This is a genomic window from Cryobacterium glaciale, from assembly GCF_004402535.1.
In the GTDB taxonomy this organism is placed as follows: domain Bacteria; phylum Actinomycetota; class Actinomycetes; order Actinomycetales; family Microbacteriaceae; genus Cryobacterium; species Cryobacterium glaciale.
The window spans coordinates 353,577-368,356 of sequence record NZ_SOEY01000008.1 but is presented as its reverse complement, the minus strand read 5'-3'; the positions used below and the strand labels follow the sequence as shown (position 1 = coordinate 368,356).

Sequence of the window (14,780 nt, the reverse complement as noted above, 5' to 3'; positions counted from 1 at the left end):
CGCCGTAGGACGGACGCTCGGTACGGGGAGCGCTGTTGCGGTCGCCGTAGGACGGACGCTCGGTACGGGGAGCGCTGTTGCGGTCGCCGTAGGACGGACGGTCGTTGTTATACGCCGGACGATCCGTGCGCGGCGCACGGTCGCCGTAGGACGGACGCTCGGTACGGGGAGCGCTGTTGCGGTCGCCGTAGGACGGACGGTCGTTGTTATACGCCGGACGATCCGTGCGCGGCGCACGGTCACCATAGGACGGACGCTCGGTACGAGCCGGACGGTCGTTGTTGCGGTCGTTGTTGTAGGCCGGGCGATCCGTGCGGGGACGGTCGTTGTTATAGGCAGGGCGCTCGTTGCGCTCGCTGTTGGTGCGGCCGCCGTTCTCGGGGCGAACGGAACGCGAGCCGTAGGCCGGGCGCTCGCTCGAGGGACGCTCGTTTGAACGCGCGGCGCGCTCGTCGGCGTTCCAGCGCTGCTTCTTGGGGGCACTCTCGTCAGCGCGGTAGCCGCGGTGTCCGGGGCTCTTGCTGCCGGCGTTGTTGGAACCGCCGTGGCCCGATCCACCCTTGGAGGCGTACTTGGGATCGAAGTTCTTACCGCCACGACCGACGGTGGAGTTGTGCGAATTGCCTTGAGGCATAAAGATATCTCTGGGTTGTCTTCAGTACATGGCAGAACAACATCGCACATGCGACGTAACTGAGAACCCGAGCAATTTTGGTCGGGGCCGTTCACATACAGTGATTTTTCACCAGCGGTTTACTGGGAAACCGGCCCAACTTGACTTACAAACCCATCCGCGCACAGCGCGGTGTCAAGAGCCGACTTGTCTACGTTACCGGATGCTTCCTGAAAAGTCACGCACAAGCGTGCAGATTGCCTCGCTCTATTCTGGTGACATGACCATTTCGATCAGTATCGAGCCGCCCCGGCAGGCCGACATCGAGGCACTGCTGGCCGCCGGCACCACCTTCGCGCACTCCCTCTACCCGGAGGAGAACAGCTTTCTACTCAGCACTGACGAACTCGAACGCCCGGGCGTCGACGTGTATGTGGCCCGCGACGAACGCGGCGCCGCCTGCGGCATGGCCGCCCTGGTACCGCTCGATTCCCTCCAGGACGCGGCCGAACTGAAGCGACTGTTCGTTCACTCCGACGCTCGGGGGCGCGGCGTGGCCGGCCACCTGCTCGACCGCATCGAAGCGGATGCCGCTGGCCGCGGCATCCGTTCTCTCGCCTTGGAAACCGGCCCGCTGCAAGACGCGGCGATGGCGCTGTACCGCGGTCGCGGCTACGAGCAGGTCGAGCTGTTCGGCCAGTACGTCGGCGAGGAGTTCAGCGTCTGCTTCGCCAAGAGCCTGTAAGCGCCAACGCCCGACCCGGGTAGCCGACGGTGGCGGCGAATCGGTGGGCGAAGCGGATGCGCCTAGTCTCGACTCAACCAGCAACAACCGAGGGAATGTCAGTGACACCTGCTCGACCCTCGATGCGCACCGGCCGCCACCTCACTCGTGGGAGGGTGGCGCTCGCCGCGACCGTCGTAGCGATCGTGGCCACGAGCCTGCTCGCCGGCTTTCGGGTTGCAGTGTATGACGTCGCTCCCGACGGCGCTGGCGCCACCGACAGCGAGCTCGTCACCGACGCCATCGTGGGAATTCGCACCTTCGTGCCCGGCGACAGCGTCCGCCACGACCGATATCGTCCACGGAATCCAGCCCGACGGCGCGCGGCTCACCCTCGACGTCTGCTCACCGGCTCGTGCATACTCCACCGCCAGTCCCGCTCCCACTGCCTCGGCAGGCACAGCGGATGCCGGCGACGCCGGGCCCACCGACACCGTTCTGCCTGGCACCGCTACCGCGGACCGGGAGGCGGTGGCATCCGCTGTTGAGCAGACGCTACTGCCCGCTGTTATTTCGGTCCACGGCGGCAGCTGGGCTCGCGGCGACAAGGGCAACAGCGACTGGCGGATGGTCTGCCAGTCGCTCGCGAGTGAGGGATTCGTGGCCTTCTCGGTCAACTATCGGCTCGTTCCCGACGCCGTCTTTCCGGCCGCGATCGACGACCTGCAGCTCGCCGTGGAGTGGATGCGCGACCCGGGCAACGCCGAAAGATACGGCATCGACCCGAACCACATCGGCGCCTTCGGCGGGTCAGCCGGCGGCAACCTCGTTGCCCTGCTCGGCACGAGCGGCCGGAGCGCGCTCACGACCGACGCGCGAGTCGCCGCCGTGGCCGAGCTGTCCGGCCCGGTCGATCTGCGAGCGACGGGACTCGTCAACGCTGTCGACGGGCTCACGCGCATCACGCAGGCCTACCTCGGTTGTGAGGACATCAACCGGTGCGCGCCGTCCGTCGACGCCTCGGCGTCGAGCCGGCTGGACCGCTGCGATCGGCCGTTCTTCATCGGAACGTCATCGAACGAGTTCATTTCGGCGAACCAATCGATCGAGTTCGCGGCGCAGCTGGACCGCCTCGGCATTCGCAGCGAACTCGTAGTCGTGCCCGGGGAGCTGCACTCGATCGGCATCCTCGACGAGGAAATGCGGGCCCGGGTCGCGGGGTTTCTGCACGCCGAACTCGGGCTGTAGGCGGTCGCGGCACGTGTTCGAGAAGTTGGCACGGGTTTGAACACGTGCCAGCTTCCCAAACGCGTGCCGCGAGGCGCGGCGCGCTCAGCGCGGCCGGCCGCCGATCCGGCGGGACAGCTCCGCCGCGGTCGCCGCCACGGTGGCGGCGAGCGCCGGCCAGCGATCCTCGGCGAACCGATCGTGCGCGAACGTGACCGCGATCGCGGCGGCCGGCCATCCGGCATGATCGCGCACGGCGAGGGCGACCGAGGCGATGCCGGGCGTGATCTCGCCGTTCTCGGTGGCGTAGGCATCCGTTCTGACACGATCGAGCACGGCCCGCAGCTCGAGTCTCGTGCGCGGACCACGGCCGTCGCGCTGTTCGAGCGCCGCCTGGTTCGGGTAGAGCGCACGCAATTGTGCGGCGGGCAGAGCCGCGAGCAGGGCGCGGCCGCTAGCGGTGAGGTGGGCGGGCAGTCGCACCCCCACGTCGGAGACGAGTGAGGGGCGGTGTGCGGCGCGTTCCTCGACCAGGTAGATCACGTCGCGCCCGTGGAGCACGACCAGGTGCGCACTCTCCCCCAACCGGTCGACGAGCTGGGCGATCAGGGGGCGCCCGAGCCGCGAGAGCGGTTCCTGACGGCTGAACCCGGAGCTCAGTTCGAAGGCGGCGATACCAAGCCCGTAGCGGTGTTCCTCGGGCAGGTGCACCACGAACCCCGCAGCCACGAGCACGGCGAGCAACTGGTAGACGGTCGAGCGCGGCAGGTCGAGGGCGCTCGCCAGGGCGGACGCCGGGATCGGTCCGCGCTGGGCGGCGAGGTGCGTCAGAACACGCAGGGTGCTCTGCGCGGCCGGAACCTTCGACGCCATCCTGGTCCTCTCGGGCCTGTCCGGTATCCCGGACACTAGCCAGCGTATCGCCCTGTCGCCGGGAGCGGCGAGGGTGTGCAATCGAAGGATGACCCGTGCGACTTCCCCCACCACATCCGCGCACGACTTGGGCGGGGCATCCGCTGTCACGGCGAGTGTCGTCGTCGGCACCACCGCGCTCTCCTTTGCCGACGTTATCGCCGTCGCCCGGCACAATGCGCGCGTCACCCTCGACCCGGCGAGCCTCACGGAGGTTGCCGCGACGCGCACGATCATCGATGCCCTCGCGGCAGACACCGAACCGCATTACGGCATCTCGACCGGCTTCGGCGCCCTCGCCACGACGTTCATCACCCCCGATCGGCGCGCCCAGCTGCAGGCGAGCCTCGTGCGCTCACACGCCGCCGGCAGCGGCCCCGAGGTGGAACGCGAGGTCGTGCGCGCCCTCATGCTGCTGCGCCTCGGCACCCTGATGACCGGTCGCACCGGCGTGAGACCCGCCACCGCCGAGACCTACGCCGCCGTACTGAACGCCCAGATCACCCCGGTCGTGCACGAATACGGATCGCTCGGCTGCTCCGGCGACCTCGCGCCGCTCGCGCACTGCGCCCTCGTCGTGATGGGGGAAGGCCAGGCGCGCGACGCGACCGGCACGCTGGTCAGCGGCGGCGAGGCCCTGGCCGCTGCCGGCATCACACCGGTCGTACTCGCCGAGAAGGAGGGCCTCGCCCTGATCAACGGCACCGACGGCATGCTCGGCATGCTCGTGCTCGCCCTCGACGACCTGGCCCGCCTGCTCGTGACCGCCGACATCGCCGCGGCGATGAGCGTCGAGGCCCTGCTCGGAACGGATGCTGTCTTCGCGGCCGACCTGCAGCAGCTGCGGCCCCAGCTCGGCCAGGCCGACAGTGCCGCGAACCTGCGCCGACTGTTGCACGGCTCCAGCCTGCTCGCGAGTCATGCCGGCCCGGAGGACGTGTCGGTGCAGGACGCCTACTCCCTGCGCTGCGCCCCGCAGGTACACGGCGCCGCGCGTGACACCGCCGCCCACGCCGCCCTCGTCGCCGGCCGCGAACTGGACAGCGCCATCGACAACCCGGTCGTCACGGTCGACGGACGGGTAATGTCCAACGGCAACTTTCACGGCGCTCCGCTCGGTTACGTTCTCGATTTTCTCGCCATCGCCTCAGCGGATGTCGCGAGTATGAGTGAAAGGCGCACCGACCGTCACCTCGACGCGAGCCGCAGCAAGGGGTTGCCACCGTTTCTCGCCCACGAGGTCGGCGTGGACTCCGGGCTCATGATCGCGCAGTACACCGCCGCCGGCATCGTGTCGGAGCTGAAGCGGCTCGCAGCGCCGGCATCCGTTGATTCGATCCCGTCCTCCGCGATGCAGGAAGATCACGTGTCGATGGGCTGGCATGCCGCCCGCAAGCTGCGCCGCTCACTCGACGGGCTCGGCCGGGTGCTCGCGATCGAGATCATGACCGCGGCGCGTTCGCTCGATCTGCGTGCGCCGCTCACTCCCGCTGCGGCGACCGGAGCGGTGCGCGATCTCGTTCGCACGGTCGCCGCCGGCCCCGGTCACGATCGCTTTCTGTCCCCCGAAATCGAAGGGGTCGTGCACCTCGTGGCGTCGGGGGCGGTGCGGGCCGCAGCGGGCGCAGATTTGGCCTAGCGCTCGGTGCGACCTTGTAGCCACCTTGAAGCGTCGCTTCGCCCCGTTGTGACCCGCGCGGTGCCGTGCCATACTTGCGCCACGTTGGCCCGCCCGAGCCGCGTACCTCCATTACCCGAATGGATCAGGTCCTGCAATGTTGCCACCCTCGAAGCGCCGTCGCACCGTGCGGCTCGGGCCAGCACAACAACAGAATCGGGCCGTAGCGCCCCGCGCTGGTCGAGGCCGCGACGGCTGGCTGGCGGCGGTCCTCATCACGGCACTCGTACTGTTCGGCGCACCGGTCGCGGCGAGCGCGGACGAGCTGCCCGCCGCGTCACCGGCCACACCGATCGCCGGCACCCCGCCGGAGGCGGAGCCGCCCAGCGATCCCGCGCCGGAACCGACCGTCGGTCCGTCCCCCGAACCCACCGCGGAGCCCACCCCCGAACCAACACCGGAACCCACACCGGAACCCACGGTCAGCCCCACACCGGAACCCACTTCCGAACCGACACCGGAACCGACCACTGAGCCCACCCCGGAACCGACACCGGATCCCACAGCAACCCCGACTCCGACCGAGGAACCCGCCCCGGAACCGAGCGACGGCCCCATTCCGCCGGTGACCGAGCCGGAGTCGGCCCCTGAACTCACCCCCGACACGCTCCTGGTCTCCCCCACTGATACCGTCGCGCAGAGCATCGCCGCGGCATCCGCTCAGACGGCAGCCGCAGCCCGAGCGGCTGCCGCGGAAGTGCTCGCTGCCCAGCGGGTAACCGCCGAACGAGTCGCGGCCGCGCGCACCGCTGCCCAGGAACTCGCCGGGCAACGGGGCGCGGCGCTGGCGGGCGCCCTGACCCGCTCGCAAACCGCGCAGGCCGTGCTCGACACCGCGCGTGAGGATCTGGAATCAGCGCGGGCGAGCCAGTCGATCGCACTGGGGCGCGCCTCCCTCGTGCATCGGCTGGCCGTGGATGCGTCCCGGCAAGCCGCAGAGTCAAACGTCAGTTTCGCCGTACTCGCGCGCAAGATGGCCCAGCAACAGAGCGGCGCCGGAGTCGCCGACGTCTTTCTCGGTGGGCATTCCCTCGGCAACGTGCTCGACCAGCTGAGCACGCTCGACCAGCTGGACCGTGTCACCGACAACATCGAGACGATCCAGGCTCGTGCCGAGGCCGATGAGGCGCGAGCGATTAAGCTGAACGCGCAGGACACCGAGACGCGCACCGCTGCGAGCATGGTGACGGTTGATGCCAGTCAGGCTACACTCGACGCGGCCGAGAGAGACTTCGAGGCGGCGGGTTTGGCACTCGTCACCGCAGCAGCTGAGGCCCAGGCCGCTGCCGCAACCCTCGCCGCCCTCGACGTGCGCCGGATCATTCGCACCGACGTCGGCCAGCTGAGCGATCAGGGCTGGGCCAACCCCGCACGCGGTGCGGTAACGGATGACTATGGACCGCGCCCGGTTCGCCCGCTCCCCGGGGTCGGCGCGTTCCACTACGGCACCGACATCGGGGCCAGCTGCGGAACCCCCGTCTTTGCCGCCACCGCCGGAATCGTGCGGGCCGCCGGCTCTGTCGGGAGTTACGGAAACTGGATCCTCATCGACCACGGCGAGGGAGTCCAAACCGGCTACGCCCACCTCGGCGACACCCTGGTCGCCGTGGGTGATCGGGTCGCTGCGGGCCAACAGATCGGGAGAGTCGGCAGTACCGGTCTGTCCACCGGCTGCCACACGCACGTCGAGGTTCGAGTCGACGGCGTACGCATCGACCCCCGACCCTTCTTCCTCAACCGCGGCGTCGCTCTCGGCCGCTGACGGCATCCTTTATCGCACCCGTTTGGCTGCGCCTCTCCGGGGTACCGTCCCTAACCGCGGAGAATCTCGGAATCGACCGCAGAATAAATCCGGCCTGACCGCCCTCACCTTCCGCATTTATGAACGACGCCTGGAATAGAAGCACCATCATTGGGCCGACCCCGGCTCGATTCGGCCTGATTCAGGCGGCCCGACGGGCCGCGCGGCGCTCCCTGTGCCCTCGACCAGGTGGTAGCTCAGCATGCCAGCGCGGGCCGCCCGCCCGACCCTTAGACTGAATCCTCGTGACTCGTCGACTGATTCAACTGCTGATTGGCCTTTTCCTCTACGGAATCGGCATCGCGTTGATCGTGCGCGGCGCCATCGGCGTGGCCCCCTGGGACGTGCTCACCCAGGGCATCGACGCCCACCTGCACCTCGGCTTCGGGCTCATCACCACACTGACCAGCGCCCTCGTGCTATTGCTCTGGATTCCGCTGCGCCAGAAGCCCGGCCTCGGCACCATCCTGAACGCGCTGCTGGTCGGCCCCGCAGCGGATGTCGGACTCTGGCTGATTCCGACAGACCTCGATCTCTGGCTGCGCTGCGTGCTCTTCGCGGCCGGCCTGATCACCCTCGCCGTCGCGACCGGCCTCTACATCGGGGCACACTTCGGACCCGGCCCGCGCGACGGTCTGATGACCGGCCTGCACAAGCGCACCGGCGGCCCGATCTGGGTGGTACGCACCGGCATCGAGGTCGTCGTGCTCGCCGGCGGCTGGCTGCTCGGCGGTAACGTCGGCGTCGGCACCGTGCTGTTCGCCCTCCTGGTCGGCCCGCTCTGCAACCTGACCATGCCCCTCCTGGCGATCAAGCGCCCCGCTCCCCAGCCCATTCTCGAGCCCACGCCGTAGCGGCAATCTTGCGAAGCAAGGAGCGGAGGCGGGTGGGTTATCTGCGGGGTTGCGAGTTCACTGTCTGAGCGAGAACAGGAGCGAGTGCTCGTCGTAGTAGCGATACCCGTTACTGCCGACCCGGCTGGGCGTCAGCAGGCCGAGGTCGCCGTAGTGACGCAGGGTGCGGCTCGTCGTCGAGGCCAGTCGCGCCACATCCTGAATGGACCAGTCCATCTCATACTCCTTTCGCCAAGTGACTACCACGATAGAACTTAACGTTGCGTCAAGGTCAAGAGCGGATGTCGGCGCCCCGGGGTACCGTTTAGGGCATGGCAACGTGGCAAGAAGTCGTACAGGACGCGCCGCAGTTCGCGGCCCGGGTGCGGGAGCGATTCGACGCTGGCACCAACAAGACAATGGCTTCCCTGCGCCGGGACGGCTCTCCGAGAATCAGCGGCACAGAGCTCGTGTTCGAGCCCGAATCTGGCCGGGTCACGCTCGGCATGATGCCCAATTCGCTCAAGCTGCACGACGTACTGCGGGACCCGCGGGTGGCCATCCACTCCCCGACCCTCGAACCCCCGGCCGGGCAACCGTCGGACTGGGCCGGCGATGCGAAACTGGCCGGGGTGCTCGTCGCCATCGCGCCGAACCCGGCCGATCCGCCGGGCTCCTCGAGTTTCGAAGTGCGGGTGCACGAGGTCGTGCTCACCTACATCGACCCCGACAACACCCATCTGATCATCGAGTCCTGGCACGAGGGCAGGGGGTGGAAGAAAATCAGCCGGCTGTAAGCCCGCAGAACTCGGTGATCGTGCCCGCTAGAATGTCGGCGAGCGCGCGTACCGACTGTGCGTCAGCCCACTCGGTGTCGGCGTGCAGGCCCTCGCCGTCGGCGCCGAATACGACGCAGGGAATGCCCGCTTCAAGAATGAGCCCGGCGTCGGTCCAGAACGGTTCGCTGCGCGTCGCCGCTGCACGCCCGAGCAGACGCACGACACTGGCGCCGAGTGCCCGCACGATCGGCCAGTCCGGCTCGGCCTCAAAAGCCGCGCGCGCCACCAGCCGGGTCAGCGCGAACTGAAACTGCGGTTCTTCAACGGTCAACTCGGTGAACAGCGCGCGCAGTTCGGCCTCGACACGCTCGGGCGACTGGCCCGGCAGCATCCGTCGTTCCACGGTGAGCACGCAGCGGGCCGCGACCGTGGCCGCATCCTCGCCGCCGCTGATCTGCGACACCCGCACGGCGCCGTGGCCAAGCGAGGCATGTGCCGGTTCGGCGTTTAACTGCTGCCGCAGCCCGTCGAGGGCGCGCAGGGCCAGGCCGGCGTGCCAGATGGCGTCGACGCCGAGTTCGGGCTGGGAACCGTGAGCGGCCAGGCCGGTCAGCTCGAGTTCAAACCAGGCGAAACCGCGATGGGCGGTGGTGAGTTCAAGGCTGCTCGGCTCGATCACCAGGGCGGCGTCGGCGTGAAAGCTGCGCAGCACCTCTTCGGTGCCGATGCTGCCGAATTCTTCGTCGGCGACCAGCGTCACAATCACGTCACCGGCCAATTCTTCAGCGGCTGCCCGCGCCGCCGCCACGAGAATGGCCGCGACCCCGCTCTTGGTATCGACGGCCCCGCGCCCGAACACCCGGCCGTCCCGTCGCGCGCCGCTGAAGGGATCGCCGGCGTAGGTCGTCACGCCGACCGTGTCCAGGTGGGCGTTCAGCATGAGCGAACGGCCGGCTCCGGTGCCGCGCTTGACGCCGACGACCGACGGCCGCCCGGGAGTCTGCTCGAGCACGGTGACATCGAACCCCTGCGCGCTCAGCCAGTCAGCGCACCAGGCGGCGATCCTGACCTCGCCGGCGGCTCCCGGCACGAGGTCGGGGTTGACCGAATCGATGCGCACGAGCTGCTGCAAAATCGCGACGGGGTCGGTCTCAGGGGGTAGACGGGTCATCCTTAGAATCTAAGCCCTCCCGCGAGAGCGGGAAAATCGCTGTTTCCGGGGGGCAGAGGGCGCGCAACCTTTTTCTCGCTCTCGCGAAACTGGAGAGTGGCCTGGGTAGGGTGCAACATGGGTACATCACGGTGGGGGCTGATTCCGGCGGCGCTGGTGAGCGCATCCGCTGTGCTGTTGTTTGCGCTGCGGATGCCGCTGGCCGGCTACTCCGTGCTCGCCGCCGCCCTCGTGCTCGCCGTGGTGATCAACCGGGCCCTGTTTCGCGACCTGTTGTTGCTGGCCGTTGGCCTCGTGATCATCAGCACGATCTCGGTCGAGGCGAACATCAGCTACCCGAACATCGCGCTCATGGGCACGGTGCTGAGCCTGTCGGTGCTCGCGCCGTATCTGCTGTCGCGCTACTACTTCAAGGACCACGCGATTCGGTTTCCGATTCGCACCGGCCAGCGCTGGACCAGGCTCGAGCGCGCGTACCTGCCGATCGTGCTGCTGCTCGGGTACCTGGTTCTGCCGAGCTATTTCATCGGCTCCGGGGCCTACCAGAACTGGCCGGCGGTGACCGCGCCCGATGAGATCGCCCGGCTGTTCGTGGGCGTGGGCTTCGTGGGCATCTGGGACGAACTGTTTTTCATCTGCGTGGCGTTCGCCCTGCTGCGGCGGCACTTTGCCGATTGGCAGGCCAATATTCTGCAGGCCGTGATCTTCTCGTCGTTCCTGTGGGAGCTCGGCTATCAGAGTTGGGGGCCGCTGCTGACCGTGCCGTTCGCGCTGCTCCAGGGCTACACCTTCGCTCGCACCCGGTCCCTGACCTATGTGGTCTGCGTGCACCTGCTCTTCGACGTGGTGGTGTTCGCCGTGCTCGTGCACGCCCACAATCGCCAGTGGCTCGACATCTTTCTGTACTGAACCTCTTGCACCTCTCAGGAACGCGATATATCGTGTCTTTCAGAACACGCGATATAGCGCGAGTTCACCCTTCTGAAAGGACAACCCAGTGTCACTGGAAAAATGGCTGGTCGCCCCCGGGCAGACCAAAATCATTGACGTCGAGCTGGTGCGCAGGCTGAAGGTCGGCCTCATCGCCGGCACGGTCGACATCATCGGCCATGACGAACCCGGCGCCCGCATCGAGGTGCACGGCGTCACCGGCAAAGACCTGAAGATCTCTATGGACGGTGACCGTCTCGAGATCGACCACCCGCAGCTGCGCTGGGACAACTTCATCGAGGTGTTTGCCTCGTTCCGCGGCACCGCGCGCGCCGAGGTGAGCATTTCCGTTCCCCGCGATGTGGCGCTGCGGTTCGGCGTAGTCTCGGCCGACGCCCTCGTTTCGGGCCTGCGCAATGATGCCAAACTCAGCACCGTCTCCGGTGATCTCGTCATTGACGATGTGCAGGGCGACCTTGAACTCAACGCGGTGAACGGCGAAATCTCGGTGCGCAACCACGTGGGAGCGCTGGCCGTGCACACCGTGTCTGGCGATATCACGGCGAGCGGAAGCATCCGTCAGTTCACGCTCGACGGCGTCTCAAGCAACGTGTTCCTCGACCTGGCCGGCACACCAGACCAGATCGTCACGAATTCGGTCAGCGGCAACCTCACCGTGCGGCTCGAGCCCGGCGTCGCCGCTCGCTACCACCTCAACACGCTCTCCGGCACGCTCCAGCTCGACGACCACACCGTGCGCACCGCGTTCGGCAAGGGCTACGAGGGCTCCACCGGCGCCCTCGACGGCAGCTGGCTCGACGTGCGCTCCAACTCGGTGTCGGGCGACATCTCGGTCGTGCGCAGCGAGACTGCGAGTCAAGCGGATGCCGCAGGGCCCACCGCCGCCGACACCGCCCAGGCTTCCCAGGCAGACCCGGCATGAGCGCCATGTTCGCCCACGGCAGCCTGCGCCTGTACCTGCTGAGTCTGCTGGCCGAACGGCCGCGGCACGGCTACGAGCTGATTCAGGCGCTCAGCGACCGATTCGGCGGTACCTACAGCCCGAGCGCCGGCACGATCTACCCACGGCTGGCCAAGCTCGAGGAGGAGGGCCTCGTCACCAAACAGGCCGACGGACGCAAGACCGTCTACGAGATCACCGAGGCCGGCCGCGCCGAACTGCTCGCCCGCGACGGCGAACTCGGCGCGATCGAGGATGAGGTGACCGACTCGGTGCGCAGGCTCGCCGATCAGGTGCGCACCGGCGTCAACTCCGCCATGAAGACCCTGCGGGCCGACCTCGCCTCGGCCGCCCGCCCCCGCCAGGCCCGCGGTGCCGCCTCACCCGAATCGCACGGCTACGACGGCACCCCCGGTTCCTGGGATCCGCCGGGCTCGTCGACCTGGGATCGCCCGACGCCGGCCGAGCAACCGCCCGCGGCGCCCTCGACCGCCAATGCCCCGGCCGACGCGGCCGGGGCCTCGCGTCAGGAATCGACTCAGGCTTTGCGCGAGGCCGACATGGTGCTGAACGAGTTCCGGCAGCAGCTGCGCACGGACCTCCGCATGCAGGCCGCCCGGTCGGTCGTTCCGACCGACACCGTGGCGTCGCTCCGCCGGCAGCTCGCCGAGGTGCGCACGAGCATCCTCGCCACCCTGCACCCCTAGCCTTCGGCTACCCGAGACCGCCAGCGCGCGCTGATCGAGGCGCGAGCTTGCGAGCGATCGAGATCCGCACCGAAGGGTCTCGATCGCTCGTTCCTCGCGCCTCGACCAGCGGAATGAAAGCGTTCCGCAGACACGTTGAGCGAGTCAGCTATCTCGAGCCAGTCTGCGCTCTGCCGAGGCGGCGGGTTGTCCGCGGAGTTGCGAGTTATGCCTGCGCGGGGAGCGGATGACCCGTCGTCGCGGCCCACACGCACCCGCTTCGAAAACACCGCAATTTGACAGGGGCCGCCTGAGGTGTAGTGTCGTCCCTCGTGACACCCGAGGCGAACGCCCCAGTACCGGAAAGTCGTTCCCCCAAGCGGTGGATCATCGGCGATCCGCTCCCCACCGAGCATTTGGACGGCCAGCTGCTGCCCAAGCACCTCGCCCTACCCATCTTCGCGAGCGACCCGCTGTCGAGCGTGGCGTACGCGCCTCAAGAACTCCTCATGATTCTCACCCTCGGCGGGCTCGCCTTTTTGAGCTTCGCACCCTGGGTGGCCGCCGTCGTCGTCGTGCTGCTCGTCGTCGTGGTCGCGTCCTACCGTCAGCTGATCAAGGCTTACCCCTCGGGCGGCGGCGACTACGAGGTCGCGCACAAGAACCTGGGTGAGAAGGCCGGCCTGGTCGTCGCATCCGCTCTGCTGGTGGACTACGTGATGACCGTGGTCGTCTCGGTGGCGAGCGGTGTGGACAACATCATCTCGGCGATCCCGGCGCTGGCCCCGCTTCGCGTCGAGCTCGCCGTGATTTTCATCATTCTGCTCGCGGCGACCAACCTGCGCGGCGTGCGGGAGTCGAGCAAAGCCTTCGCCGTTCCGACCTACCTGTTCATCGGCAGCGTGCTGCTCATGATCGTGGTCGGCCTCGTCCGCGCGCTGCTCGGCGACGCCCCGGTGGCCGAGTCGGCCGGCTATGACGTGCAGGGTGAGAACCTCGCCCAAGCCGCGTTCATCCTGCTGCTGCTGCGCTCCTTCGCCAGCGGATGCTCCGCCCTGACCGGCGTGGAAGCCATCGCCAACGGCGTACCAGCGTTCAAACATCCCAAGGTCAAGAACGCCCAGCGCACCCTCACCCTCATGGGCGGCATCGCCATCGTGCTGTTCATCGGGCTGACGGCACTCGCGCTCATCTCCCAGGTGCACTACGCGGAGCGCGCCTGCGACCTGATCGGCTGGGCCGAGTGCGCCACGGCTCCGCAGCGCAGCCTGATCGCCCAGGTCGCCGCGGCGACCTTCGGCGACTTCTCCATCATGTTCTTCGTACTGCAGGCGGCCACGGCGGCCGTGCTGCTGCTCGCCGCGAACACGGCCTTCAACGGTTTCCCGCTGCTCGGATCGGTGCTCGCGCACGACTCCTATGCGCCCAAGTCGCTCAGCACCCGCGGTGACCGCCTGATCTACTCCAACGGCGTGGTGCTGCTCGCACTGGCCGCCTGCGCGATCATGATCGTCTATCAGGCCAACCTCACCGTGCTCATCCAGCTCTACATCATCGGTGTGTTCGTGTCGTTCACGCTCGGGCAGACCGGAATGGTGCGGCACTGGCTCAAACTGCTCAAGACGAACCCGCCTGGCCGCGGGTCGATCTACCTGAGCCTGTCCATCAACGGATTCGGCGCCCTGCTCACCGGTGTCGTGCTCATCGTCGTGACGGTGACCAAGTTCACCCACGGTGCCTGGCTGGTCTTCGTGATGATGCCCATTCTGTTCATCCTGATGATGGGGGTGAATCGGTACTATCGCGACGTCGCCAGGGAGATCGAGGTCGACCCGATCACGACGTTCGGCTCGCAGGGCGACCACGCCATCGTGCTCGTCGGCAAGATGCAGAAGCCGGTGCTGAAGGCCCTGGACTATGCGATCGCCGCCCGCCACGTGAGCCTCGAAGCCGTGCACGTGTCGATCGACACTATCGAGACCAAGGAACTCAAACGCGCCTGGGTCAAGCAGAACATCCAGGTGCCTCTGCGCATCGTCGCGTCGCCCTACCGCGACATCAGCTGGCCGCTGATCAACTACATCAAGGGTCGCCGGGACGAACACGGCTCCGAAGTCATCACCGTCTACACGCCCATCTACATCGTCGGCCACTGGTGGGAAGGCCTGCTGCACAACCACAAGGCCCGCCGACTGCGCCAGAAGCTCATGCTCGTGCACGGCGTCACGATTGCCCTCGTGCCCTGGCTGCTCGACTCCTCCGAGCTCATCTACGGCCGCCGGTCCCGCCCGATTCCCGGCCAGGACCGTCGCGGCGAGCCCGTGCGTTCGCGCCCGGTGTCCCGTCGTCCGCTCGCGCCGCCCACCGGAGCGATCGACACCACGACGAAATCGACCACGATCGTCGGGACCGTCCCCGCGCAGTCCCGACCCACGGCATCCCGTCGCCGCAAGCGCAAGTAGCGG

Annotated in this window: 12 protein-coding genes and 2 pseudogenes; 10 read left to right on the top strand and 4 right to left on the bottom strand. The window is 67.9% G+C overall.

Annotated features, from left to right (window positions below; translation table 11 throughout):
• Positions 1 to 634: pseudogene (locus E3O06_RS06520) on the bottom strand (DEAD/DEAH box helicase); the annotation flags it as partial.
• A 259-nt stretch (positions 635 to 893) separates the two neighbouring features.
• On the opposite strand from E3O06_RS06520, the gene E3O06_RS06515 reads away from it, so the two are divergent.
• Both E3O06_RS06515 and E3O06_RS06510 read left to right on the top strand, forming a co-directional pair.
• A complete protein-coding gene (locus E3O06_RS06515; protein WP_134502153.1) occupies positions 894 to 1,358 on the top strand; it encodes a GNAT family N-acetyltransferase in 465 nt (154 codons plus the stop codon).
• Between the two features lie 225 nt (positions 1,359 to 1,583).
• Positions 1,584 to 2,585: an alpha/beta hydrolase gene (locus tag E3O06_RS06510; protein WP_134502152.1), complete on the top strand. Its 1,002-nt coding sequence runs from the start codon at positions 1,584 to 1,586 to the stop codon at positions 2,583 to 2,585.
• A gap of 84 nt (positions 2,586 to 2,669) precedes the next feature.
• On the opposite strand, the gene E3O06_RS06505 is transcribed toward E3O06_RS06510, so the two are convergent.
• Positions 2,670 to 3,437 (bottom strand): IclR family transcriptional regulator, encoded by a 768-nt coding sequence (locus E3O06_RS06505; protein ID WP_134502151.1) that lies wholly within the window; start codon positions 3,435 to 3,437, stop codon positions 2,670 to 2,672.
• A gap of 88 nt (positions 3,438 to 3,525) precedes the next feature.
• Here E3O06_RS06505 and hutH point away from each other — a divergent pair, with 88 nt between their 5' ends.
• The 3 genes from hutH (at position 3,526) to yczE (ending at position 7,809) form a co-directional block, all read left to right on the top strand.
• A complete protein-coding gene (gene hutH, locus E3O06_RS06500) occupies positions 3,526 to 5,115 on the top strand; it encodes a histidine ammonia-lyase (RefSeq protein WP_134502150.1) in 1,590 nt (529 codons plus the stop codon).
• A gap of 136 nt (positions 5,116 to 5,251) precedes the next feature.
• Positions 5,252 to 6,916, top strand: coding sequence for a M23 family metallopeptidase (locus tag E3O06_RS06495; protein ID WP_134502149.1), 1,665 nt, complete (start codon positions 5,252 to 5,254; stop codon positions 6,914 to 6,916).
• Between the two features lie 284 nt (positions 6,917 to 7,200).
• Positions 7,201 to 7,809: a membrane protein YczE gene (gene yczE / locus E3O06_RS06490; RefSeq protein ID WP_198415786.1), complete on the top strand. Its 609-nt coding sequence runs from the start codon at positions 7,201 to 7,203 to the stop codon at positions 7,807 to 7,809.
• Positions 7,810 to 7,884: 75 nt separating this feature from the next.
• Here the strand turns inward: yczE and E3O06_RS06485 are convergent.
• Positions 7,885 to 8,025 (bottom strand): annotated as a pseudogene (locus tag E3O06_RS06485) (MerR family DNA-binding transcriptional regulator); the annotation flags it as partial.
• Positions 8,026 to 8,120: 95 nt separating this feature from the next.
• On the opposite strand from E3O06_RS06485, the gene E3O06_RS06480 reads away from it, so the two are divergent.
• Positions 8,121 to 8,585 (top strand): pyridoxamine 5'-phosphate oxidase family protein, encoded by a 465-nt coding sequence (locus tag E3O06_RS06480; protein ID WP_134502147.1) that lies wholly within the window; start codon positions 8,121 to 8,123, stop codon positions 8,583 to 8,585.
• On the opposite strand, the gene E3O06_RS06475 is transcribed toward E3O06_RS06480, so the two are convergent.
• On the bottom strand, positions 8,572 to 9,738 hold the full coding sequence (locus E3O06_RS06475) for a M20/M25/M40 family metallo-hydrolase (RefSeq protein WP_134502146.1): 1,167 nt from the start codon (positions 9,736 to 9,738) through the stop codon (positions 8,572 to 8,574). The two genes, E3O06_RS06480 and E3O06_RS06475, sit on opposite strands and share 14 nt — an antisense overlap.
• A 117-nt stretch (positions 9,739 to 9,855) precedes the next feature.
• Here E3O06_RS06475 and E3O06_RS06470 point away from each other — a divergent pair, with 117 nt between their 5' ends.
• From E3O06_RS06470 to E3O06_RS06455, 4 genes are all read left to right on the top strand, one after another.
• Positions 9,856 to 10,647 (top strand): CPBP family intramembrane glutamic endopeptidase, encoded by a 792-nt coding sequence (locus E3O06_RS06470; protein ID WP_134502145.1) that lies wholly within the window; start codon positions 9,856 to 9,858, stop codon positions 10,645 to 10,647.
• A gap of 88 nt (positions 10,648 to 10,735) precedes the next feature.
• Positions 10,736 to 11,611, top strand: a complete 876-nt coding sequence (locus E3O06_RS06465) for a DUF4097 family beta strand repeat-containing protein (RefSeq protein ID WP_134502144.1) — start codon at positions 10,736 to 10,738, stop codon at positions 11,609 to 11,611.
• Entirely contained in the window at positions 11,608 to 12,336 is a 729-nt protein-coding gene (locus E3O06_RS06460) for a PadR family transcriptional regulator (RefSeq protein WP_134502143.1), read from the top strand. The genes E3O06_RS06465 and E3O06_RS06460 overlap by 4 nt, the downstream gene beginning before the upstream one ends.
• A gap of 299 nt (positions 12,337 to 12,635) precedes the next feature.
• A complete protein-coding gene (locus tag E3O06_RS06455; protein WP_420898871.1) occupies positions 12,636 to 14,777 on the top strand; it encodes an APC family permease in 2,142 nt (713 codons plus the stop codon).
• Positions 14,778 to 14,780 lie beyond the last annotated feature (3 nt).